This is a genomic window from Ensifer oleiphilus (assembly GCF_013371465.1).
In the GTDB taxonomy this organism is placed as follows: domain Bacteria; phylum Pseudomonadota; class Alphaproteobacteria; order Rhizobiales; family Rhizobiaceae; genus Ensifer; species Ensifer oleiphilus.
This window is the reverse complement of the sequence record NZ_JABWDU010000012.1, coordinates 85,250-107,042: the sequence shown is the minus strand read 5'-3', so window position 1 is coordinate 107,042 and position 21,793 is coordinate 85,250. Positions and strand designations below refer to the sequence as shown.

Sequence of the window (21,793 nt, the reverse complement as noted above, 5' to 3'; positions counted from 1 at the left end):
CGCAGGCGTTGAAACGGATCAGGCTAGAATTGCACCGACGGGGGCTGCGAGTGCCCGTCCGATGGCCGCAGTCGCGGCGGCGTCCAGATGCACGCCATCGATCTCGGATCCGCGCGCGACCGCGCCGGCATCGAAGAACGCGTGGCCGAGCTCGCTGGCGAGCGTGCTGTAAAGCGTGGAAAGTCGTTCGGATTCTGCCACGCTTCGCCCGGCTGCCGGCTGCCCGCCTGGGCCGGCGGAACATGGCGGCGGTGCGACGATCAAGAACTTCGGCTTCGCTCCGCTCGGCTTGTAAGGAAAGGTATCTACGATCTGTGCCAGACGGCGCATGCCCGAAACGGCGCCTTCCGCGCGTCCGCCATGCACCGGCTTGATGTCGTTGGTGCCAAGCATGACGATCACCAGGTCGAGCGGCATGTGGCTGGCAAGCGCTACCTCCAGCGCCTTGGCGCCATTGCGACAGGCTGGGCCGGCATGGTCGTCGTAGCAGGTGGTGCGCCCGCCGAGCCCTTCCGCTATGATCTTTGCCGCGCCGCCAAGTTCCCGATCGAGAACGTCCGGCCAGCGGCTCTCGGGCGGATGGCGAAGACCAGTTGCCGGATCCGCACCCCATGTCAGACTGTCGCCAAAGGCAAGAACGGTCTTCATTGGCCAATCCTCTCGCTCGTCACCGTACGCGGTTGTTCTCGATGAAATCGAAGTCAATGTCCTCGCCGAGCCCCGGCCGATCCGGCACGTGGACATATCCGTCCCGATCCATCGGGTCGGAAAGCGACTTCAGATAGTCGTGGCCGTCGTCATATTCGAGGAACGGGTGCAACAGGCCGCGCTCGTACCAGCGGCAGTTCTTCGTGGCTGCCACCACATGCAGGTTCATCGCGGTGTTGCCATGCACCTCGCATTCCATGCCGAAGGCCTCGGCCAGATGCATGGTCTTCAGCGCGGGGGTAATGCCGCCGACGTCGTTGACGCCGGTGCGCAGGATGTCGCAGGCGCCGGCCTTGATCCACTCGGCGCGATGCCAGTGCTTGCCGGCGGCACTTTCCGGACCGACAACAGGAATGTCGAGATTGTCGGCAAGCCACTTGTAGGAAGAGAGCGATTGCTCGTCCATCGGCTCCTCGATCCAGTCGAAGCCGAGCTTTTCAAGGCCCCGCCCGAGTTCGAGCGCGTCGGTGCGGGAATACCAGTGGAAGGCATCGATCATCAGGCGGATATTCGGGCCCACGGCTTCGCGCACGGCGGCACAGGCCTTGAGATCCATCTTCACGTCAGGTGCCCAACTGACCGGCGGCATCCAGGTGTGCAGCTTGATGCCCTTGTAGCCGCGCTCGACCAACGTCTCGGCGAACCGGCCGTAGTCCTCCGGCGTTGCCAGCCCCCCTTCCAACTCGTCACCACACATGATGGAGCCGTAGGCCAAAACCTTGTCGCGGTAGCCGCCGATCAACTTGTATACAGGTTGATCGAGTGTTCTGCCTGCGAGGTCCCACAACGCGCAGTCGACGACGGCCAACGTACGGTCGGTGAGCTGTGCGGCGGAGCCGCGCTGCCAATGGGCGAGATCCTGCCACAGACGCTCGCGATCCCGGTGGTCCTCCCCGACGAGAACCTTCTTGACGAACTTGTCGATAAGATGCGGACGAACAATTTCGGGCGCGGTGAAGGAGTGACCCTCATGGCCATCTTCCGTGCGCACGGTCAGCATTGCCTGCTCCACCTGATGCGGCGGGCCTGGGTGTGCGTGACCAGCACTGTCTGAATGGCGGCGCGTGGTCGTGCGGAAGACCCGCACCTCGACGTCGGTGATGATCATTGTTCCTCCGGTATGCGAAAATGGACGGCGTCCCGCGCCGCCCTGTATTACGCATACTTAGACAGATACCAGTCTGATTGTCAAATCTGTATAACAGCTTTATTGATGTGACTGACAAGCACCCTATCTTGGGACGCGCCTATGGCATTTGCCCACCGTTTGGCAAAGGGAGGCATAGGTTGCACTTCCCGTCAGCACCGTGAACTGCCTGATTTCCGGTACCGTGCCGGCCTCACACCCGATCTGGAAGTTGCGTTTGGACAGCTGAGGAAGCGGTTGTGGCGTCAAGGTGAGCCGCTGGAAGGGGGCGTGGGCGCATACCCGTACCGGCTGCCGGACGGGACATCCAACGATCGATCGTGATCGCACCTGTGATAGGGTTCGACGGAGACGATCTCCGCCTGGGCAAGGGCCGGGGTACCCTCGCCGGTCTCAAACCAAGACCTCTTGAGATCGGGGTGGGCTTGTAACTGCAGAAGATCGAGATGATCCGTCCGCAATGGTACGGACATTGCCATGGACGCGATCATGACCGAGAGACGAGCGCCTTTACGAACATGCGGCCAATGCTCGAATAACATCCATTCTCCGCCCGGCGGTCAGACGGTCGAAACCAACCGTCCGGCCAGCTGCAGGTAGAAGCAGAGAGACAAAGCAGTGACCCGCTGATCGGTTGAGAACCTGAGCCATATTGCCTGATCGTGCCTTGTCGAACGCAACTTCTGTCCGGAGAGATCGCAGCAGCCGATGATCTGAACCACTGTAGGACCCTAACTGGCACTGCGGTGGCGGCGGCGCCAGTTGGCCAGCCTCTCGCGATCAAACGAGAAGGCTTCGTCGATCACGGTGCCGTCGACCGCTACGGTCGCCGTCCAGACGCGACCGCCGCATCGCAGCGTCAGCCTGAATGTTCCAGCGTGCTCCCCCTGACCGATCTCAACCTGGCTCCTGACTTCGCCGCGGCTGAGGCGGTTCCTCAGTTCCGTTGGGGGAAGACGCAGCGCCGACGACATCGTTGCCGCTGGCACAGAGAAATCGCCAGTGGCATCGCGTTCGACATGCAGAATGCGCCGGCTTTTCAATGTCAGCATTTGACTGCTCTTTCCGATAAAGCATTTTCTTTCGCGCCTGGGCCGGCCCGCTGCAGACGGTCACGCGATGTCTCCAGGCGAACGGCAAGAAAATCGAACAAGGATCCACCGACGCCGCCCGTGGCCGGCATGCTGGCCAACAGCTCGGCGATCTCAAGTGTGCAGTCGCAAAATGTCGGATCCCTCTCTTCCATCTCGATCATAACGCTTAGCCCTTCGCTGTCTTCGATCGCCCCCAAGGGACGCACTTTGGCAAACCTGTCTGGTCCTTGTTAGGCTCGCGGTGGCATGCCCTCGTTGCGCTGACGCAAGCATGATGTGTGGCAGGGGCCACCTCTGCGTCGCCAGGATGACAGCATGCCGCACGGCCGCCGATTTACAGCATCGTTCTTGAGGCCTAAGGAATGCCCAATCAGAGGACATTGATGGAAACACCATGGGTGCGACGCTGCTTCCAACCAGCATATCCGAAGACCTTATAAGGGCGATCGTACACGACTTCTACGACCGTATCCGTCGCGACCCCTTGCTCGGACCGATCTTCAACGGGCGCATCGGCAAGCATTGGGATCTACATCTTTCAACGCTCGTCGACTTCTGGTCGTCCATTGCCCTGAGAACGGGCCGGTATGGCGGCAAGCCTCACGTCGTCCACCAAGGCCTCGAACTTATACCGGAACACTTCGAGCGTTGGCTCTCAATGTTCGAGGCAACCGTTTCCCAACATTGCACCGGTGAGGCGGCTGGCTTCTTTCTCGACCGCGCAAAGCGGATCGCCGAGAGCTTGCAGATCGGCCTCAACATCGGACCGAATGCGATCAAGCTGCCCCCCAAGCAGTTGTAGCCGGCAGGTATATGGCGGAACCGACCGACCACAAAACAGCGTTTGCCGCACCGTGGAGCCATGCAAATGCGATACAAAGCCGATTTCCGACAGAACCCTCAAGACCGCTGACGCCGCCAGGTGTCCGATTGAGACGTAGGCCCGCAAAGGCAGGCTGACGAGATCTCGGTTGGTATGGCGCAACCCCGCGACGACGAAAACGGCGCGTCTCCGGATCCACGACCAGAGATTCGGGGTCCTCACTGGTGTTCACGACATAGCCTGTGAATGCGTCCTTGACGTGCACCGTCGACAAGGCTTGGCACTATTCGAATAGCGGCGCGTTTCTGGTCCAATGACGAGGAAAAAATCTGGCCACGAACCTGCAAGAGCTATAGCCCCGGTCGAACACCCTCGCTCTCATCGCCGATGCCCACGCCTGACCGTCCGAAACACCGCTGCCAAACCTGAAACGGCGATGAAAACGCTGACGACGTCGTCGAAAATACCGAGGGGCTGCTCGATCACGGCGGACAGAGCCGTGAGGCAGATCTCGCCCTGGGAGATAAAACCACTCCGCGCGTGTGGGCGGTTGCGAGAGGAGGCGGCGTCGAATAAGCTCCATCGGCAGCGCGTAGGCGCTCAGTTGGCGAGGAAGATCATGGCAATCGGTACAGTTAAGTTTTTCAATCAGGACAAAGGCTTTGGCTTCATTACCCCTGACAACGGCGGTGCAGACGTGTTTGTCCATCTGTCGGGCGTTGAGGGCGGTGGTCAGCTTCGCGAGGGGCAAAAGGTCAGCTACGAGCTTGGTCAGGACCGCAAGACGGGCAAATCCAAGGCAGAAAACGTCAGACCAGCCTGAGCTTCCTGAAGGTCACACCGGACAGTCATGGCCGAATGCGCTCGGCATGACGACTAGAGCTAAATCGCGCCGCGATCTTTCAGATGCGCTGGCGCGCTTTAAGTTCTTGTTTTCACGCATGTTGTTATCGCAAGAACGCTGCTCACTTTTGAGCGACATGCTTTAATACCGGAAAGAGATCGCCAATTCAGGTGCGTTCAAAACCGAGCACGAAATCGACGACCTTCGCCGATGACATTTCGCATGGCTTCAGGGTGCTCATGGCATCGAGCACATAAAGGTTGAAGCTGACCACATCCGTGCCACCCAGCTCCTCGCCGTACAGCCACAGTCGTTTCCCATCGTTCGAACGCTTGATGGTCGCACACCATGTGCGACCTTGGAAAATTCCGGTCACATATCCTTCGGGAAGCTCCTCGAGCGCTTTCTGGAACTCAAAGTGAGCGTCAGGCGACAGCTCTGAAACCGTCCCGGTCATGGCGCAAGGCATTCGTCACAAATGCCACAACCGTCGCTGTCCATCCGCGAGGCCGAGCGCATCTTTTGACAACACAGGCATATCATCGCGTTCCCCGAGACACATTCATTGGGCTCCGGCGGGATGATTTCGGTTTCGGGATCGGAAACGGCATTGGTTGAGAGCTGGTCCATCTCGAGCCTCCATGTCGACGATGGCACAACAGATAGGAAGCTTACAGGCAGGCGCAAGTGCCGGCGGACGCAGATGATTTCGTCTCAGGCGTACTTGGCCGACAGTATATATAGAGCACGAAGAGACCGCAGTGGCTCGACCGCCTTCACAGCGCCGCGTGGGGTCGTTGAGCTACTCAGATTGCCGGAAATTGCGGATGCGATCGAAAAGGACAGCGAGGATGGTCGCGCCGCCGATGAACGTTCCCTGCCAGAATGCGTTGATGCCAAGCAGCCCGAGACTGTTGCGGATCACCTCGATGAGCGCAGCACCCACCAATGCGCCAAGGGCCGTGCCTGTGCCACCGGCTAGGTTCGCACCGCCGATCACGGTCGCCGCGATGACCTGCAATTCCATTCCGGCGCCAATATTGGTTGTCACCGCTCCGAGCCAGCCGGTCTGGACGATGCCGGCAACGCCGGCCGAAAGGGCCGAAATCATGTAGACGCCGACCTTGATCGGGCGCACCGGAATACCGGTGGCAGTTGCCGCCTGTTCGTTGCCGCCGATGGCGTAGATATAGCGGCCCAGCCGTGTCCACCGCAGGACGAATCCCGTCAGCAGCGTCAAAGCGATCATGTAGATCACCGGGTTGGCGATGCCGAACAACCATGCCCCCCCGCCAAGAGCGAGCAGCTTGTCGTGGTCCGGGCCGAACTGAAAGACGACAGTGTTGTTGGACGCGACCATCGCCAGACTTCGCGCAATCGAAAGCATGCCGAGAGTGACGACGAAAGGGGGAAACCCGACATAAGCGATGAGCAAGCCGTTGAATGCCCCGATCAGAAGTGCCGTCGCCACCGAGGCGGCTATGCCGACCTCGATACTGTAGCCGGAATGCATGACCACCGCGAGCACCATGCTGCACAGGCACAACACCGACCCTACCGACAGGTCGATGCCGCCGGTGATGATAACCAGCGTCATTCCGAGGGCAATAATCGCCACGAAAGTGGCGTTGCGGGTGATGTTGTAGAGGTTCTTCGACGTTGCGAACGAATCCGTCGCGAAGGACAGGAAGATGCACGCCAGGACCACGGCGAGCAACACCCAGAAGGTCTGGTTGGCGAGGACGGCAGCGCCCAGGGTGCGCCGTTTCTGAGCTATCGTTTGGTCGAGCGTCGTTGCCATCGTTTACGCATTCCCTCGATGCAGCCCTGCAGCGCTCATCCTCTTTCGATGGCGCCGGTAATCAATCCCGTCACTTCCTCAGGCGATGTCTGCGAAATAGGCTTGTCGGCAACCTTTCGGCCGCGCCGCATGACCACGACGCGATCGGCAACGTCAAAAACGTCTGGCATACGATGACTGATAAGCACGACCGCAATGCCACGGTCGCGCAGCCCTCGGATCAGATGCAGCACCTCGGCGACTTGGCGCACCGATATGGCGGCTGTGGGCTCGTCCATGAGAACGATCTTCGCCTCGGAAATCATTGTCCTCGCGATCGCGACCGCCTGCCGTTGCCCCCCGGACATCTGTCGGACGAGATCGCGGGGTCGTGTTTCCGATCGAAGCTCCCTGAAGATTTCTCCAGCGCGCCTGTACATCGCCTTATAGTCCAAAACACGGAAAGGACCGAAGCCGCGCCTGAGTTCGCGCCCAAGGAAAACGTTGGCCGCCGCCGAAAGATTGTTGCAGAGAGCCAGATCCTGGTGAACGATTTCGATGCCGTGCTGCCTTGCCTCTATCGGCCGATGCAGCACGATCTCGCTGCCGTTGAGCCGCATCGTTCCCTGGCTCGGACGGAAGTTCCCGGCAATCATTTTGACCAGCGTCGACTTGCCGGCGCCGTTATCTCCCATGAGGCCAACAACCTCCCCCGCCTCCAGCGAGAGCGAAACGTCGCTGACCGCCTGAATGGCGCCGAAGTGCTTGGAAATGTTGGTGATCTCGAGTGTCGCCACCGGCCGTCTCGCCTCCCGAAGCGCGCCGGCACATCAACGGGCGCGAACCTTCCTCAGCCTTCACCCAGCGGTCGACAGTTTATTTACGCAAATCCTTATGAAGCCGTCAATGACGTCCTTTGCGTAGAATTTGTTTTGTATGACAAATACACGTTGCTCTGTATATTAGACATCGGTGGGAGACGAGCATGCTTATCCTTGTCACCGGTGCAACGGGCAAGGTCGGGCGCAACCTCATCGAGAGGCTGCTTGACCAGCCGCGTTTTTCGCAGGCGCAGGTCCGTGCGCTCTGCCATCATCGCCAGCTCGAACGAACCGAGCGGGTGGAACTGATCTGCGGGACGATCGCCGACCGCGACACCGTCGAAACAGCCATGAAGGGCGTCACGCATGTCGTGCACCTTGCGACCTGCAAGGAAACGCCCGAAGCGATCATGGACATCACGGTCAAGGGATTGTTCTGGGTGCTCGAGGCGTTCCGCAGCAGTCCTTCCGCAAGCCAGTTCATCCTCGTTGGCGGAGACGCTGCAATCGGCCATTTCTTTTACCGCCACGATGGCCCGGTGACCGAGAAGACGCCGCACAGCGCCTATCCCGGTTGCTACGCGCTGTCCAAGGTTCTCGAGGAAGTGATGCTCGAGCAGTATGCAATTCAATACGGTACGAACGGTTGCTGCCTGCGCGCACCGTGGATTATGGAAAAGGATGACTTCAAACACACACTGTCATTCGGCGACGATGTGTTTGGCGGCCCAGACTGGAAGACGCTTTTTGCGCCCGAGCAAGCAAGGCGATACGCCGAAACCGGAACCGTACCGCTCCTGCGTGACGCGGATGGCCGTCCGCTCAAACGCAATTTCGTGCACGTAAACGACCTAGTCTCCGCGATCCTGGCGGCAATCGACAACCCGCGTGCCGAACGGCAACTCTTCAATGTCGCGATGGACTGCCCTGTCGACTATGGCGAGGTCGCAAGCTACCTCGCACGCACCCGGGGCCTTGGTTCGGTCGACGTTCCCAGCGCATTCCACTCGAACTGGATGGATAACAGTAAGGCCAAGTACCTCTTGGGCTGGCGCCCTGATTACGATCTCGAAAAGCTTATCGACTCGGCCTGGCAATACGAGCGTCAGCCGAATGATCCTCGTGTCGTCTGGTATCCGGGTTGATTTGTGCCGCGGACAGACGCTGTCCGCTTGTTCAACGGGAGGAAAGAATGAGAAAGACAGTATTGTTGGCCGCCGTTGCCGCCCTGGCGCTCTGCGCCGGTCCGGCATTGGCCAAAAAGCAGCTCGTCATCGTCGTGAAGGGCCTCGACAACCCCTTCTTCGAAGCGATCAACCAGGGTTGCCAGAAATGGAACAAGGAAAACCCGGATTCCGAGTATGAGTGCTTCTACACCGGCCCGGCATCTACATCCGACGAGGCCGGCGAAGCGCAGATCGTACAGGACATGCTCGGCAAGGCCGACACGGCTGCAATCGCCATCTCGCCCTCGAATGCCAAACTGATAGCTCAGACCCTGAAGACCGCCAACCCGACGATCCCGGTCATGACGCTCGACGCCGACCTCGCCAAGGAGGATTCCGCCCTGCGCAAGACGTATCTGGGAACCGACAACTACCTGATGGGCGCGCGGATAGGTGAATACATCAAGAAGGCCAAGCCGAGTGGCGGCAAGATCTGCACGATCGAAGGCAATCCGGGGGCAGACAATATTCTGCGCCGGGCCCAGGGCATGCGCGACACGCTGACTGGCAAGGAGGGGCTGACGGAACTCAAGGGCGAGGGAGGCTGGACGGAAGTCGCAGGTTGCCCGGTCTTCACCAATGATGACGGGGCCAAAGGCGTCCAGGCGATGACGGACATTCTTGCAGCCAACCCGGACCTCGACGCCTTCGGCATCATGGGTGGCTGGCCGCTGTTCGGCGCACCGCAGCCATACCGCGATCTCTTCAAGCCGCTGGCGGAAAAGATTGCCAAGAACGAATTCGTCATCGGCGCCGCCGACACGATCGGTGACGAGGTCGCCATCGCGCGGGAAGGTCTGGTAACGGCTCTCGTCGGGCAGCGTCCGTTCGAAATGGGCTACAAGGCGCCGTCTGTCATGCTGGACCTGATCGCCGGCAAGCCGGTGGAAGATCCGGTGTTCACCGGTCTGGACGAATGCACCAAAGACACGGTCGATACGTGCATCCAAAAGTAGCGGTTTCATCCGGGTACCAGTCGTCGGTGCCCGAATAGAACTTCTGCAACCGGTCGAGCCCGCGTAGCGCTTTGACGGCGCTGGCGCGGGCAGGATAACGCCGTACCTGTTGACGCGAGCGGCTGGTATCGACAGCATCGGAACCTATTGATCGGCAGCCGCGAAACCACAGTTGGTCGCCTTGCCGTGCGGCTTTGGCTGGCCGATTGTTTGAGCCATCGACTCTATGGTGCTTGAGCGCTTCGGTGAGAGACAACACATAGATATCACACTGTGAGGAGCAGAATGACAAAGAGGATCATCTTCACCGGCGGTAGCGGCAAGGCCGGTCGCCATGTCGTTCAATACCTGGTCGAACGAGGTCACGAGGTGCTCAACCTCGACACTCGTCCGCTCGACAATCCCAAAGTCAGGACGCTCATCACCGATATCACTGATAGCGGGCAGGTCTTTAACGCTCTTTCGAGCTACACCGGGCTGCACGAGTTCGACCTGTCCTTGAGGCCGCAGCCGATCGACGCCGTCGTGCACTTTGCCGCCATCCCACGCATCATGATCGCGCCCGACAACGAGCTTTTCCGAGTCAACGCGCTCGGGACCTACAATGTCATCGAAGCGGCTGTGAAACTGGGTATTCGCAAGGTCGTCATCGCATCCAGCGAGACGACCTACGGTCTCGTCTTCGCTAACGAACCCCGCAACCCGGCTTACTTCCCACTCGACGAGGAGTACGATGTCGATCCGATGGACAGCTATGCGCTGTCGAAAATTGTCAACGAACAGACGGCACGAGCCTTTGCGGCGCGCAGCGGCATCGACGTCTACGCCTTGCGCATCGGCAACGTTATCGAGCCGCATGAGTACGAATTGTTTCCCGGATGGTTCGCGGACCCGGGCTTCCGCAAGCGTATCGCCTGGAGCTACATCGATGCGCGCGACCTCGGCCAGATCACGCTTCGCGCGGTGGAAAAGGACGGACTGGGGTTCCAGATTTTCAATGCCGCAAGCGACGACACCTCTTCCGATCTGCCGACCCGCGAACTCATCGATCGGTTCTATCCAGGCACGCCGCTCAAGCGGGAACTCGGTGAATTCGAGACGCTGCTCTCAAACCGGAAGGTGCGAGAAGTGCTGGGGTTTCGCGGCGAGCATGGCTGGAGAAAGTACGTCTCCGCCCGCTGAAGTGCCGGGCGAATATCGGGCACAGCGAGGAAACCAACAGTTCATCGCGTATGCACGCAAGAGATGCGGTCCGCGTGCAACCGCCGGAGCGATTCGATTCTCCTCATGTCGCGATTCGTGGGACAAACATCTGGCAATTGCTTGAACGCCCTACATGTTTTCCTTGTGGCATTCGCGATGCTGATAATCGCAATCTGCTTGCGCTGCCATAAACGCGCGATGTACCGGTTTGCAGGCCGCTAAGGGGCGACGAATGAGAGTTATGACAGTATGCGTGGGGAAAGCAGAGGCACGTCCCGGCAAGAAGATGAAGACGGGGATAAACAAGCATGCAACGAGCAGCGCTATGCTGTTTGGATTTGACGGTCTTGACGGCGACGCTGTCTGTAACCGCAAATATCATGGCGGGCCGGAACAGGCGGTCTATGTCGAGGGAAACCTGACACGGCTCTGGTGGGAAGAAGAACTTGGCAGGCCCGTCGCCCACGGCGTTTTGGGAGAAAATCTTTGCCTTGAAGGGCTCGACAACCGGACCGTGGCTGTCGGCGATCGTTTTACGATCGGAGAGCTTCTCCTTGAGGTGACCGCGCCACGAATGCCGTGTCGAACCTTAAACGACAAAATGGGTGATCCTGGATTTGCCAAACGGTATATCAAGGCCGCACGACCCGGTTTTTATTGTCGCGTCCTCAGACCTGGTCTTGTGGAGGCCGGAACGGTCGTGAAGTACCAACCGTTCCAAGGCGAACGGGTCCTGATGTCTGAAATGATGGGTCACCATGGCAAGAAGGCGTCGACAGATCTGATCGAGCGCTATCGGACCGTACCGGTCCACGCCAAGCTACGTGCTTCTCTTTCGACGGGCACGGTCAAATTCTAGTGGGCGGCTCCGAATGTAGCCATTGCTCGACCCTGTGCCTGGGTTCACAGGGGCGCGCGACACGGCTCATGCGCAATGAGCCAGACGACCTCCTACACTCGCCCGCGCGGTCAATAGTACGGCGAGACGCATACTTGTCGAGGACCGTGGTACGGCTGGAACGAGTTGTCGTAGGCCCTGTAGGAGCGATATCGCGAATAGCACCAGCGCGTGTGCGAGCCACCGCCATAATAGACTTGACGCGAATAGCGTGGCGCATAATAGCGCGGCCGATAGTAGCTTCGACCGTAGTAGTCTGGTTCGTAGTAGCTCGGACCATAATACCGGGGTTGCGCCAACAGGCCGCCGATAACTGCGCCAGCTGCAAGTCCCCCTAGTGCCCATGCCCAATCATCGCCACCATTATGGTGATGACCATTGTAGTAGCCACCGCGATAGCCGCCATATCGGCGATACTGAACCGGTTGAGCTTGCTGCGCCTCAATCTTCGGCGCAGAAATTAAAGGAAATGCGCTGGCCGGCGGAGCGCATGTCAGCGCAGTCACAAGCGACAGAGCAACGATTGCAAACCTTTGCATTGCTTTCACCTTCCCGCTGCAGCGCTGCACGTCGAACTCGGCGCGCCAGGAACACGGCAGCCATTTCGATAACCGCATAATTCTACTCCAAAAGCGGATTGGAGTTGGGAAATTATGCATCGCCAGGAACCATCCATTGCGATTCACCAAGGATTGAAATCCTTCGGTCGAGGAATGCCTGCACTTGGCTTGACACACACCCTTGCGCGCGCCGTGTCCGACGCAGGATTTTCATTATCGCCTCGGCCATCCACAATCATCGGCGAGATGATCCTTTTGGAAACGGGTGCGGCCCTTCACACTCCCCCTCACCTGCACGGCCGACGAACGCGCCATATCGAACACGTCATTGCGGGCGCCTGTCGGATCATATGCGACCGGGAACCTGCAACTCGGATGGAACAGTCGCGCAGCTCCGGCGTTGCTCATCCATGGAAACCCGGAATCACACATCGCAATCACCCTCTCCATGCTGCGAGATCTACAGCGTCGACGAATTCGCGGCGGTTTATGACCTCAGCGCCAAGCGTGCTTTACAGCTCCATCGGAGGTTCGGTCCAACACGATCGAAGCTCGACACGTTGATGCTCGCTATCCGCCGGTCGACAAACGCGAGAAATGGTGCTGCGCCAGTTATCGCAACCCTGCAGGACGTTCTGGGCAAGCGACAGGAGGCCTATGAGCGTGGAGCCGACATCCGCAGCGCAACAGCAAAGGAGTAGCTATATGCTCCCTTCGCCAAAACATCCGAGCGCAGTCGACACATCAAAAAGCCTGACGCGCAGTCAACAGGACGCACTCAGAGCTATCGCGTTCTTCCGCCGTCAGAGAAAACTGGGGACCGGATGGCTTGTTGGTGACAAGCGCCTGTCGGAAAAGCTGGTCGGGCGACTGGAGCAATTGGATCTCGTCGAAGAGAGCGTGGTGCGTGGAGAACCGTCGCTGCAACTGACAATCATCGGACAAGCGATAAGGGCGCGGCTGCTGCAATAGTTTTGTCGCTCGCGATTGCCAGCCGAACGAATGGCTGCCAGCGTGCCCGGCTTGGTTTCATAGGCGATAGGAATGGTCACAGCTCCCAGTCCCGCATGCGATGAGGGCGTCGAAGCAGCTTATCCTTCGGGAACTGCCTCCGATCACGATGGGCCCTTCCCACTCTGCTGCTCAAGTCTCTTCCGTCTGCACAGTCAAATAGCGCGCAGACGGCCTCGGATATCGTTTCGCGGTATTTCGCTTAACCCAGACGCGGGCAGCCCGGCCGGTTGGCAAATGCCACGGTCACAAACCGCCCACGTTGTTGACCGTCAACGACGATTTGTCGGCGCGTCACCGCCTGGATTTCCGGATCACGAACTCCGAGTCTCGAGGCGCGGCGAAGCGCCTGCCGCTCGCTACACCCTGGCCGCTCGTACTCCTCGTCGTAGTAGCGACGGTCTCGGTCTCGGTCGCGGAACTGAACGTCCGGGCGCCCATCCGGGCCGATGTAGAGGTCTAATGATTGCGCCGACGACGTGGATGAAACGGCTGAAATGGCCCCTACTGCTATGAGGCCTGCCGCCAGAATATTGTGAAGGGACTTTCGCATATCCGCCTCCTTGGTGACTTAAATTGATCATTGAGAATGGAACGACCAAGGCACGGTAAGGTTCCCGACATATCTGGCGCTTCAATCCAGCCGCGACGACGACGAACGCGCATGTCACCTCGAAGGCTTTAGCCGCCGTTGGGATCGACGCCTTTCTTCTGCCCTTTCCCGCGCTAAATCTTAGACACAACAACAGCGCCGGCAGGAAATGAACAACGCTTCAGACAACTCAGATCGGATCGATGGGGGAAACGCGACCTCCGGCGCCGGACCAGAAAACGTTGGGATTTCTGTCGAGGCAGTTGTCTGCTCCAAGGACGGCGGAGCAACTGTTGGTCCTGACCCGCAAGTGGATCCTAAAATCACCGCGCCGCCTTCATTGGTGTTCCCGGAAAGCAAGCTCGCGCTTCGCCATCTTGCATCCGCATTTCGCCGTGATCTGGGCAGGATCGGGCGGCGCGCCCTGGCGATTTCACGCGCGCTGATCGAGAGGCTTAAGTCCGCAGCGAACGCTTCGGCCAAACGATTGCCGCCCGATTTGAAGCGGAAAGCGGCTTCCACTCTGTCCTCAGCCACCAGAAATATACCCCGTGCAATAGGCGCCTTCACCCCGTCGACTTGGTTTCGTGCCTTGGCAGCTCCGCTACGGTCATGGAAGATCGCTATTTCGACGGTGTTGCTGAGCTTCTTGATCTCGGCGATCGGGACGATGGTGTGGGCACTGAAGGACGTGCCTTGGAAAGAAATCGCCGATGGCTCCCTGAAACCCGTTGTGGTCCTTGAAGCCGCTGACGGTGATCCGATCGTAAGGCAAGGCGCCTTTCAGGGCCACTACGCCCGATATGAGGAGTTCCCTGTACATTTGGTCGATGCCGTTCTTTCAATCGAGGACCGGCGGTTCATGGATCACTACGGCGTCGATGCAAAGGGGATCATGCGTGCGATCCTCAGAAACTTCCAGGCAGGTACGGTTGTCCAGGGTGGCAGCACCATTACCCAGCAACTCATCAAGCTTCAGTATCTCGAGAGCGATCGGACGCTGAAGCGCAAGCTGCAGGAGTTGGTCATCGCATTCTGGCTCGAATGGAAACTGGGCAAGCGCGAAATCCTGACGCGATACCTGAATTCCGTTTACCTTGGTTCCGGCGCCACCGGAATGCCGGCGGCAGCGCGGATCTACTTCAACAAGGATATCGCCACACTCAACGTGCAGGAGGCCGCCATGCTTGCTGGTCTCTTGAAGGCCCCGAGCCAATTGAACCCGATAGACGATTTTGACGCCGCACGTGAACGAACGACAACGGTCCTGGACGCGATGGTCGCAAACGGAAAGTTGGGGGCCGAGGATGCGACCGCCGCGAAGGCGGAGTTTGCCGAGTTGCACCCGACCAGCCCGACACCGCGCTTGGGCAGTTGGTTTGCAGACTGGATCTCGCCCCAGGCTGGCGAAATCGCGGGAACCTCTCCAGGTTCGACAACGGTGCGCACCACCCTGGTACCTCATCTCCAACAGCTTGCCGAGGATGTGGTTGCCCGTAATCTCGATAAGGATGGGAAAGCGCTGGGTGCGTCGCAGGCAGCGCTTGTGGCTATGACGCCAGACGGAGCGGTCGTCGCCATGGTCGGTGGACGCGACTACAAGACAAGCCAATTCAACCGTGCCGTCTCCGCCAAGAGGCAGCCGGGCTCGACTTTCAAACTGTTCGTCTTTTACGCAGCTCTCAAGATCGGCCTCACTCCGGGTGATAGGATATTCGATGGTCCGATTGAAATCGACGGTTGGTCGCCGCAAAACTCAACCGGCCGCTACCGCGGTTGGGTGACACTTGCAGAGGCCTTCGCCCGATCCCTCAATGGCGCCACCGTTGCGCTGGCGCAGGAAGTGGGCATTGAGAATGTTATCGCCGCCGCCCGCGAGCTTGGCATAGACGCGCCACTTACTTCCGTGCCGGCATTGGCGCTTGGATCATCCGAAGTCACTCTGCTTGACCTGACGGGCGCCTACGCCTCGATCCGCCTTGGAAAATCCCCTGTCGAACCTTGGGGCGTGATCGATTTTCAGGCGTCTGGCCAAGCCAAGTCATTCCGTGTCGGGCCGCAGGTTCCCGCCGCTGTCGACCTCGGCTCCTACCAACAGGATTTGACCAGCCTCCTGCAACTCGTGGTCGAGCGCGGTACTGGCCGAGACGCTTCTCCGGGCGCATTTGCAGCCGGAAAGACCGGCACTAGCCAGAACAACCGCGATGCCTGGTTTGTGGGCTTTACAGAGGACCTTGTTGCGGGCGTCTGGGTCGGTAACGATGACGACAGGCCAATGAAGGGCGTGACCGGTGGAGCGCTTCCCGCGCGCATTTGGCGGGACTTCATGCAGGCTGCAATGTCGCAATCACCCCAAATTGATCCAGACACCGGGCTCATGACAAGCCAGAGAACGCCAGCGGCAGCATCCTGCAACATCAGGGCTTGCTCGCGGAGCTATCAATCTTTTCGAGCTTCGGATTGCACCTATCAGCCTTATCGGGGAGAGCGACGGCTTTGTGAGCGGTAGGCGCCGATTGTCACTTGGATTGGAACCATGCTGTACGAAACGCGTCGCACGCAATCGCGGCGCCATCCTGAAGCAGCTTTCCATATGTCGGTTGACATAAATATCAACGTCGCCATCACTTGACGCGATCGGGTACAGCAATACCTTTCGGAAGGGGAGAACAAGAATGTTCAATGAACCAGCCGATAAGGGTGATGTCGAGGAGGCTCTTGAGCCAGGCTCCCGTTGGGTCATGCCACAAAGGGTCGCGATGGAGGTCCTCCATCCTTCATTGCTGACAGCGCTTGAGCAACGAGGCGATACGAGCGATTTTGAAGGCTATATTGCCCGTGTCTACGACATGCCGCAGGATATAGCGAATGGCTCCTTTCACATCGCCTTCAATCCGATGACATCCGAGGCCGTGGGGCTCCACACCGTCAGTCTTGTATTGGGCAAGAAGTATCAAGAAGAAATCGAACTTGCGATCGGACCAATCTGGCTCGATGCCGGGGAAGAAAACGAGGCGGCGGCGGAACTATACGCGATTTTGAAGGATGTCGGACGTCTGGCGTGAACTCCCAAATCCGCGACGTCTCGCGGATTTCGCCGCATGCGCACATGTCGTGTTCGGGCTAACTTTGAGGATGACGACGGCCCCCGACTGAGCGTGAAGACCAGCTTCGACCTCAAGTGAAGGCGATTGCCGTCAAGACGAACCGAGCTAATCCCAGAAATCGGGCAGCATACATGCTCGTCACGTCAGCGATGGTATACCCGCCATGCAGAACGACTGGTGGGGATGGGATCTTCCTCATCCTCGCCACACGGGCGCTGGCGAATTCGTGGCCGAGCACTCGATAATTGGCGTAACCTGGCCAGTTATCACATCTAAAACGCTTACTTCAGCGAGAAGCAGGTCTACGGGCAATGTGAAAGGGGGAAAAGGGCGGCCAGTGCCGCCCTCGTCATTGCTATGCTGCCTTGGAACGCGCCGAGGTCTTGTTGATCGACGTGACAGCCAAATTGGTGAGCTTGTTGTTTGTCGCCTTCTCCTGATCGAGAATCTCGCTCAGAAGCTTGTGCGCCTCATCATGGCCCAGGTCCTTTGCCCATTCGCGAAGCGAACCATACCGGGCGATCTCATAGTGCTCGACAGCTTGGCAAGCGGCCAAAAGACCGGCGTCAAGCGCAGTCCCTTCAGCCTCTTTCATCAAACCATCGGCCTCCTTGATCAGACCTTCGATGGCATCGCATTTTTCACCGGATGCCGTCTTGCCAATTGACTTGAAGACCTGCTCCAACTTCTTGATCTGCTCTTTCGTTTCCGAAAGATGCTCCTCGGCCGCCTTCCGCAGTTCGGCGTTATTCGCAGCTTTGGCCACCTTCGGAAGCGCCTTGGTGATGGCGTTCTCGGCGAAATAGACGTCCTGCAGCGTGTGTTCGAAAATATCAGCCAGCGATTTCATAAACGTTCTCCCTTGATTGTGTGCAGGAGAGAAAGCATTCAAAGGCGAAATCGTTCCAGTTCGCCTCTCTAAAATACGGAGCGCCGGGGCGACAGGTGGCAAACCGCAGCAATGCCAGCGAGAATGCAGAGCCAAAGTTGTCGACCACAACACCAGTGGCTCTGCGGCCTGGTCTACCTGGTTGACCAACCGGCCTGTCATTCCACGGTCGGGGGAGAAAGCGTGTCGCGGATCTGGTCTATCTTGCCAACCTCGGGTCCAACTCCAAGAATATCCTTGGCTTCGTCAAGCACCTCATCGGTAACGATGCCATCCTTCGTGAAGCCGGTTAGCGCATCGCGCAAGGCCTCGTCGCTAAGGGCCGGGTCACTTGGGATGGCGTCGACGCCGTTCTCCGCTTCGAACTCAGCATAGGCCATCGCGTAGGCAGAAACTGCAGTCATTCGCGGATCGTTCGAGGAAATGTAAGCGTGATAGTTGCGGTTCAGCGAGCGCAGCCCCGGCGTGCCGACGCCGGCGCCGGGAGGCTGCGCCTTGGCCAGCCTTTCCACTTTGGCGGGTTTTCTTGTTGTCTCGGGTGATTTGTCCCGTGTGAAGAGCGACTTCAACGTCGACCTGTCGCTGGCTTTGCTGGAGCGGGAGTCGTTGTTTGCGCGCGCGGCTTCCGATTTCCCACGGTTGGAATCCGAGCCCCCGCCGCGGCTGCCGCCATTTCCGTTGCCGTTGCCGCCCCCACCACCTCCACCGCCACCCGAGTTGCCGTGGCCGTCCTTGGCAAAGGCAGTGCCCGCCGTGCCCACCATCCCGCCTATCGGTAGAGTTGCGGCCAAACTCAGCGCCACGATGCCACGAGCGATTGCTTTGTTGAAAACCATAAGAAATTCCTCCTAGAATCGCCGCGGCACAGGATTTGACGAAGGCCGGGCTTGTGGATGGGCCGAACTTATCTTGAGCAAAAGTGAGCGGCTATGCCCCCCGGACCATTGCTGCAGCCCATAGGACCTTGGTCCGGTCGGGCAGACAGCCAAAGGTCCGAGAAAGAGTGAGAACCGGTCCGCAGCATTGACCGGCCAGTCCAAGCGTTTAGGTTATTATCGGTTTGTTGTACTACAACGACGCTGGCGACCAGCAGTCGATCCGGGAAATCTCTTGCGCGCCAACCAACTCATCAAAAATTGGAACGCCCGTTCGCTGGCGACTCAGTTCCTGTTGATAGGCGGCCTGGTTGCAGTCTCTGCAATGGTGCTGGTCGGTGCGTTTGTTTCACGCCTTATCGAGGAGGCAGTCACCCGGAACTCTGCCGCAACCACCGCTCTCTATGTCGACAGTGTGATCGCACCGCTGTTGCCTGATATGCAACGGACACAGGTGCTTGACGGTGCAGTCGCGCGCGCACTCGACGAAACGCTTGGCCAAGGTGCGCTGGGAGACCGTCTTTTGTCCTTCCGCCTGTGGCGGGCAGACGGGACGGTTCTCTATTCAAGCGACGACGCGCAGATTGGGAAACGGCTCGAACTCAGCGACGAACTTCGGACCGCATTCTCGGGCACCATGGTGGCACTGTTCGATCAATCTGCGGTGCAGCCCGACAGGCGCCCAGCCGACATGCCGATCCTTGAGATCTATAACCCGGTGTTGCAACCATGGTCAGGAGAGGTCGTCGCCGTTTCGGAGTTTCATGAAGTCTCCTACGACTTTCAACACGGCCTCCAGCAAGCGCGCTTCTATACCTGGCTGGCTGTCGCAGCATTTACTCTCGCCTTTTTCGTGGTCCTCTCAGCGATCGTGCTGCGAGGCAGCCGGACGATCGAAAGCCAGCGCCACGCGCTCAAGGAGCGGATCGCTGAGCTTTCGACCTTGCTTGAGCAGAACGAAGGGTTGCGCGTGAGACTGCAGCGCGCCTCACAACGCACGACTGCGCTCAACGAAAGCCATCTGCGTCGCATCGGCGCTGATCTGCACGACGGGCCGGCTCAACTGCTGGCCTTCGCTTCCCTGCGGCTCGACAGCGACGCTTTCACCAACCCAAAATCAGTACGCGCCGCACGCGAGCGCGTCATAGGCGAAATCAAGGAAAGTCTCGATGAAGCGATGCAGGAGATCCGGACGATCTGCAGCGGCCTCGTCCTGCCGCAGATCGAGACCGCGACCCTGCCCGAGATCTTGAATCGGGTGGTTCACGCTCATCAACAGCGAACGGGGACGATGGTGGAACTGTCGATTGTCGATCCACCGGCTGATATCTCACTTTCGGCAAAGATCTGCATATACCGGTTCGTACAGGAAGCTCTCAACAACGCCTATCGTCATGCCGGAGGCGCAGGACAACGTGTCTCACAATCAGTGACGGGTGACTGCGTGACGATCGAAGTCGGGGACAATGGACCCGGCTTCGACCCGGATCGCGTGGAGCCAACCGGCCTTGGTCTTGAGGGACTGAGAGAGCGCATCGAGAGCTTGGGCGGAACCTTTGAGATTATGATCTCTGCCTCCGGCACCATCGTTCGGATGACAATCAGCACTCAGGAGACAAAAGCGGCATGACGACAGTGATACGCGTGGCCGTCGTCGACGACCATCCCTTGTTTCGAGAAGGCGTAACGAGAAGTCTGCTGGAGATCGGCGGCTTCGAGATCGTTGCCGAGGGGAGTTCTAGGGACGAAGCCTTGCTCATTGCCGAAAACCTGCGTCCCGACGTCTTGCTTCTGGACATCTCGATGCCTGGGGGCGGTTTGAACGCGATCCTGCCAATCCTCGAGTTGTCGCCATCGCAAAAGATTATCATGCTGACCGTTTCCGAAACCAGCGAAGATGTCACCGCGGCCCTTGACCGAGGCGCGCTCGGATATGTCCTGAAGGGTGTAGGCGGTCGAGCGCTGGCAGAAATCATTCGCAGCGTTGCCGCGGACGAAAGCTATGTCACTCCCGCGCTCTCAGCCAAACTCCTATCCAACCGCGCACGAGGGACAACAAGCCTAACGACCCTGGTCGCCAGCCTTACCGCGCGTGAACACGAAGTGCTGCAGCTGGTAGCCGCGGGCATGAGCAACAAGCACGTCGCTCGGAAGCTCGACCTTCAGGAGAAAACCGTAAAGCACCATATGACGCAGATCATGGCCAAACTTGGTGTAACGAACCGGACTGAGGCCGCCATGCTACTGCGCGACGCTGCCGATTGGCGCCCTCTCACTGAGTGAGGGACTTAATTCGCTTCATGTCGGCCAGTGTCGCCCTCCGGTTGATGATCATGCGCCCACGTGCATCTTTCATGATGTAGCGGCCGTCACGGATCTCCTCGCTCATGCCATCGGCATGACGCACGCCAATCCTGGTGGTATCGCGGCCGAGAGCTGCCCCCCCATCCCCGGCGCCCGTCGAACTGCCGCGAGCATTGCCGCCGCTCGATTTTTCATTTCCGGATTTGCCCCCTCCATTTCCTCCGCTATTGCCTCCACCATTTCCGCCGCCGTTGCCGTTGCCACCACTGTTGCCGTTGCCACCGCCGTTGCCGTTGTTGTCCCCGCTCTTGGCGAAGGCCTCCTGTGGAACAAGCTGAAGGCGTTGACCTCCAGGGTCGAGCGTATAAGGAAAGGCAACAGCAGACAGACAAACGGCCGTCGAGCAGAATGCGGCAAGAAACTTCCGACGCGTATGCATGGCACTTCCTCAGATCAGACTTTCAACCGGGCTTATACAGGTTGTCGTGATTGGGCATACTCCCAATCGAAACCGGCCGTCTATTGTTGAAGCCCGATCGAAACAACAGGATCGACAAACTCACATGACAGCGCCGGATCGCTGAAGTGAATGTGCCGGAGCACCGGCATACGAATTGTGGCAGGATATCAGTTCGAAACTTCCGCTTTGCCGTCGGGAACCACCCTCTCGTCACATGACATGATCTGCGCTTCAATGTCTCGACACAGACCTTCCAACTTCCCGATCGCCTCTTTTCGCGGGTTTTTTTCCACCTGCAAATTATGAAGATCTACCACCGCCAGGTTGTAGGCATGGCAAAGTTCGAGAACCGCCTCAAGAGCGTGCGTTCTAATCGCCGGTCCTTGCTTGTCCAGCTTAGAAGGAAGTCGGCATAGAGATTTCTTGACCGTCATTTCCGCGACACCTGTCCAACACGCGCCTACTCAGCGTGCGCAACAAGCAGGTTGGTGTCAA

At 58.9% G+C, this 21,793-nt stretch carries 23 protein-coding genes; 11 read left to right on the top strand and 12 right to left on the bottom strand.

Annotated features, from left to right (window positions below; genetic code table 11):
• Positions 1 to 18 precede the first annotated feature (18 nt).
• The 4 genes from HT585_RS29670 to HT585_RS29655 form a co-directional block, all read right to left on the bottom strand.
• Complete coding sequence (locus HT585_RS29670) at positions 19 to 648, bottom strand: SGNH/GDSL hydrolase family protein (protein WP_176356378.1); 630 nt, start codon at positions 646 to 648, stop codon at positions 19 to 21.
• A gap of 19 nt (positions 649 to 667) precedes the next feature.
• Entirely contained in the window at positions 668 to 1,816 is a 1,149-nt protein-coding gene (locus HT585_RS29665) for a mandelate racemase family protein (RefSeq protein WP_176356377.1), read from the bottom strand.
• Between the two features lie 770 nt (positions 1,817 to 2,586).
• Positions 2,587 to 2,907, bottom strand: a complete 321-nt coding sequence (locus tag HT585_RS29660; RefSeq protein ID WP_176356376.1) for a DUF6522 family protein — start codon at positions 2,905 to 2,907, stop codon at positions 2,587 to 2,589.
• Positions 2,901 to 3,110 (bottom strand): hypothetical protein, encoded by a 210-nt coding sequence (locus HT585_RS29655; protein ID WP_176356375.1) that lies wholly within the window; start codon positions 3,108 to 3,110, stop codon positions 2,901 to 2,903. Before HT585_RS29655 ends, HT585_RS29660 begins: the two co-directional genes overlap by 7 nt.
• 233 nt (positions 3,111 to 3,343) lie before the next feature.
• Between HT585_RS29655 and HT585_RS29650 the strand changes: the two genes are divergently transcribed.
• Positions 3,344 to 3,751, top strand: a complete 408-nt coding sequence (locus tag HT585_RS29650) for a group III truncated hemoglobin (RefSeq protein WP_176356374.1) — start codon at positions 3,344 to 3,346, stop codon at positions 3,749 to 3,751.
• A gap of 640 nt (positions 3,752 to 4,391) precedes the next feature.
• A complete protein-coding gene (locus tag HT585_RS29645) occupies positions 4,392 to 4,595 on the top strand; it encodes a cold-shock protein (RefSeq protein ID WP_176356373.1) in 204 nt (67 codons plus the stop codon).
• 187 nt (positions 4,596 to 4,782) lie between these two features.
• Here HT585_RS29645 and HT585_RS29640 read toward each other — a convergent pair whose 3' ends face one another.
• The 3 genes from HT585_RS29640 to HT585_RS29630 form a co-directional block, all read right to left on the bottom strand.
• Positions 4,783 to 5,085 carry a hypothetical protein gene (locus HT585_RS29640; protein WP_176356372.1) on the bottom strand — a complete coding sequence of 101 codons (303 nt, stop codon included), beginning with the start codon at positions 5,083 to 5,085 and terminating at the stop codon, positions 4,783 to 4,785.
• 333 nt (positions 5,086 to 5,418) lie between these two features.
• Positions 5,419 to 6,417: an ABC transporter permease gene (locus tag HT585_RS29635; protein WP_176356371.1), complete on the bottom strand. Its 999-nt coding sequence runs from the start codon at positions 6,415 to 6,417 to the stop codon at positions 5,419 to 5,421.
• A 35-nt stretch (positions 6,418 to 6,452) separates the two neighbouring features.
• Positions 6,453 to 7,193 (bottom strand): ATP-binding cassette domain-containing protein, encoded by a 741-nt coding sequence (locus HT585_RS29630; RefSeq protein ID WP_176356370.1) that lies wholly within the window; start codon positions 7,191 to 7,193, stop codon positions 6,453 to 6,455.
• A 188-nt stretch (positions 7,194 to 7,381) separates the two neighbouring features.
• Between HT585_RS29630 and HT585_RS29625 the strand changes: the two genes are divergently transcribed.
• The 4 genes from HT585_RS29625 (at position 7,382) to HT585_RS29610 (ending at position 11,461) form a co-directional block, all read left to right on the top strand.
• Positions 7,382 to 8,362: an NAD-dependent epimerase/dehydratase family protein gene (locus HT585_RS29625; RefSeq protein ID WP_176356369.1), complete on the top strand. Its 981-nt coding sequence runs from the start codon at positions 7,382 to 7,384 to the stop codon at positions 8,360 to 8,362.
• 47 nt (positions 8,363 to 8,409) lie between these two features.
• Complete coding sequence (locus tag HT585_RS29620; protein WP_176356368.1) at positions 8,410 to 9,399, top strand: sugar-binding protein; 990 nt, start codon at positions 8,410 to 8,412, stop codon at positions 9,397 to 9,399.
• Between the two features lie 285 nt (positions 9,400 to 9,684).
• Entirely contained in the window at positions 9,685 to 10,581 is an 897-nt protein-coding gene (locus HT585_RS29615; RefSeq protein ID WP_176356367.1) for an NAD-dependent epimerase/dehydratase family protein, read from the top strand.
• A 253-nt stretch (positions 10,582 to 10,834) separates the two neighbouring features.
• The gene (locus tag HT585_RS29610) at positions 10,835 to 11,461 is read left to right on the top strand and encodes an MOSC domain-containing protein (RefSeq protein WP_176356366.1); all 627 of its coding nucleotides are present in this window, start codon (positions 10,835 to 10,837) and stop codon (positions 11,459 to 11,461) included.
• Positions 11,462 to 11,571: 110 nt separating this feature from the next.
• Here HT585_RS29610 and HT585_RS29605 read toward each other — a convergent pair whose 3' ends face one another.
• Positions 11,572 to 12,039, bottom strand: coding sequence for a BA14K family protein (locus tag HT585_RS29605; RefSeq protein ID WP_176356413.1), 468 nt, complete (start codon positions 12,037 to 12,039; stop codon positions 11,572 to 11,574).
• A 726-nt stretch (positions 12,040 to 12,765) separates the two neighbouring features.
• Between HT585_RS29605 and HT585_RS29600 the strand changes: the two genes are divergently transcribed.
• The 3 genes from HT585_RS29600 to HT585_RS29590 all read left to right on the top strand — a co-directional run bounded on the left by HT585_RS29600 (position 12,766) and on the right by HT585_RS29590 (position 16,728).
• Entirely contained in the window at positions 12,766 to 13,032 is a 267-nt protein-coding gene (locus tag HT585_RS29600) for a hypothetical protein (protein WP_176356365.1), read from the top strand.
• Positions 13,033 to 13,832: 800 nt separating this feature from the next.
• On the top strand, positions 13,833 to 16,172 hold the full coding sequence (locus HT585_RS29595; protein WP_176356364.1) for a PBP1A family penicillin-binding protein: 2,340 nt from the start codon (positions 13,833 to 13,835) through the stop codon (positions 16,170 to 16,172).
• Between the two features lie 166 nt (positions 16,173 to 16,338).
• Positions 16,339 to 16,728, top strand: coding sequence for a hypothetical protein (locus HT585_RS29590; protein ID WP_176356363.1), 390 nt, complete (start codon positions 16,339 to 16,341; stop codon positions 16,726 to 16,728).
• A gap of 397 nt (positions 16,729 to 17,125) precedes the next feature.
• Here the strand turns inward: HT585_RS29590 and HT585_RS29585 are convergent, their stop codons facing one another.
• Positions 17,126 to 17,620, bottom strand: a complete 495-nt coding sequence (locus HT585_RS29585) for a YciE/YciF ferroxidase family protein (protein ID WP_176356412.1) — start codon at positions 17,618 to 17,620, stop codon at positions 17,126 to 17,128.
• A gap of 197 nt (positions 17,621 to 17,817) precedes the next feature.
• A complete protein-coding gene (locus tag HT585_RS29580) occupies positions 17,818 to 18,495 on the bottom strand; it encodes a hypothetical protein (protein WP_176356362.1) in 678 nt (225 codons plus the stop codon).
• 274 nt (positions 18,496 to 18,769) lie between these two features.
• Here HT585_RS29580 and HT585_RS29575 point away from each other — a divergent pair, with 274 nt between their 5' ends.
• On the top strand, positions 18,770 to 20,164 hold the full coding sequence (locus HT585_RS29575) for a sensor histidine kinase (RefSeq protein ID WP_176356361.1): 1,395 nt from the start codon (positions 18,770 to 18,772) through the stop codon (positions 20,162 to 20,164).
• Entirely contained in the window at positions 20,161 to 20,817 is a 657-nt protein-coding gene (locus HT585_RS29570) for a LuxR C-terminal-related transcriptional regulator (protein ID WP_176356360.1), read from the top strand. Before HT585_RS29575 ends, HT585_RS29570 begins: the two co-directional genes overlap by 4 nt.
• Here the strand turns inward: HT585_RS29570 and HT585_RS29565 are convergent.
• On the bottom strand, positions 20,807 to 21,277 hold the full coding sequence (locus tag HT585_RS29565; protein ID WP_176356359.1) for a hypothetical protein: 471 nt from the start codon (positions 21,275 to 21,277) through the stop codon (positions 20,807 to 20,809). The genes HT585_RS29570 and HT585_RS29565 overlap by 11 nt on opposite strands.
• A gap of 188 nt (positions 21,278 to 21,465) precedes the next feature.
• Positions 21,466 to 21,732: a hypothetical protein gene (locus tag HT585_RS29560; RefSeq protein ID WP_176356358.1), complete on the bottom strand. Its 267-nt coding sequence runs from the start codon at positions 21,730 to 21,732 to the stop codon at positions 21,466 to 21,468.
• Between the last annotated feature and the right edge of the window lie 61 nt (positions 21,733 to 21,793).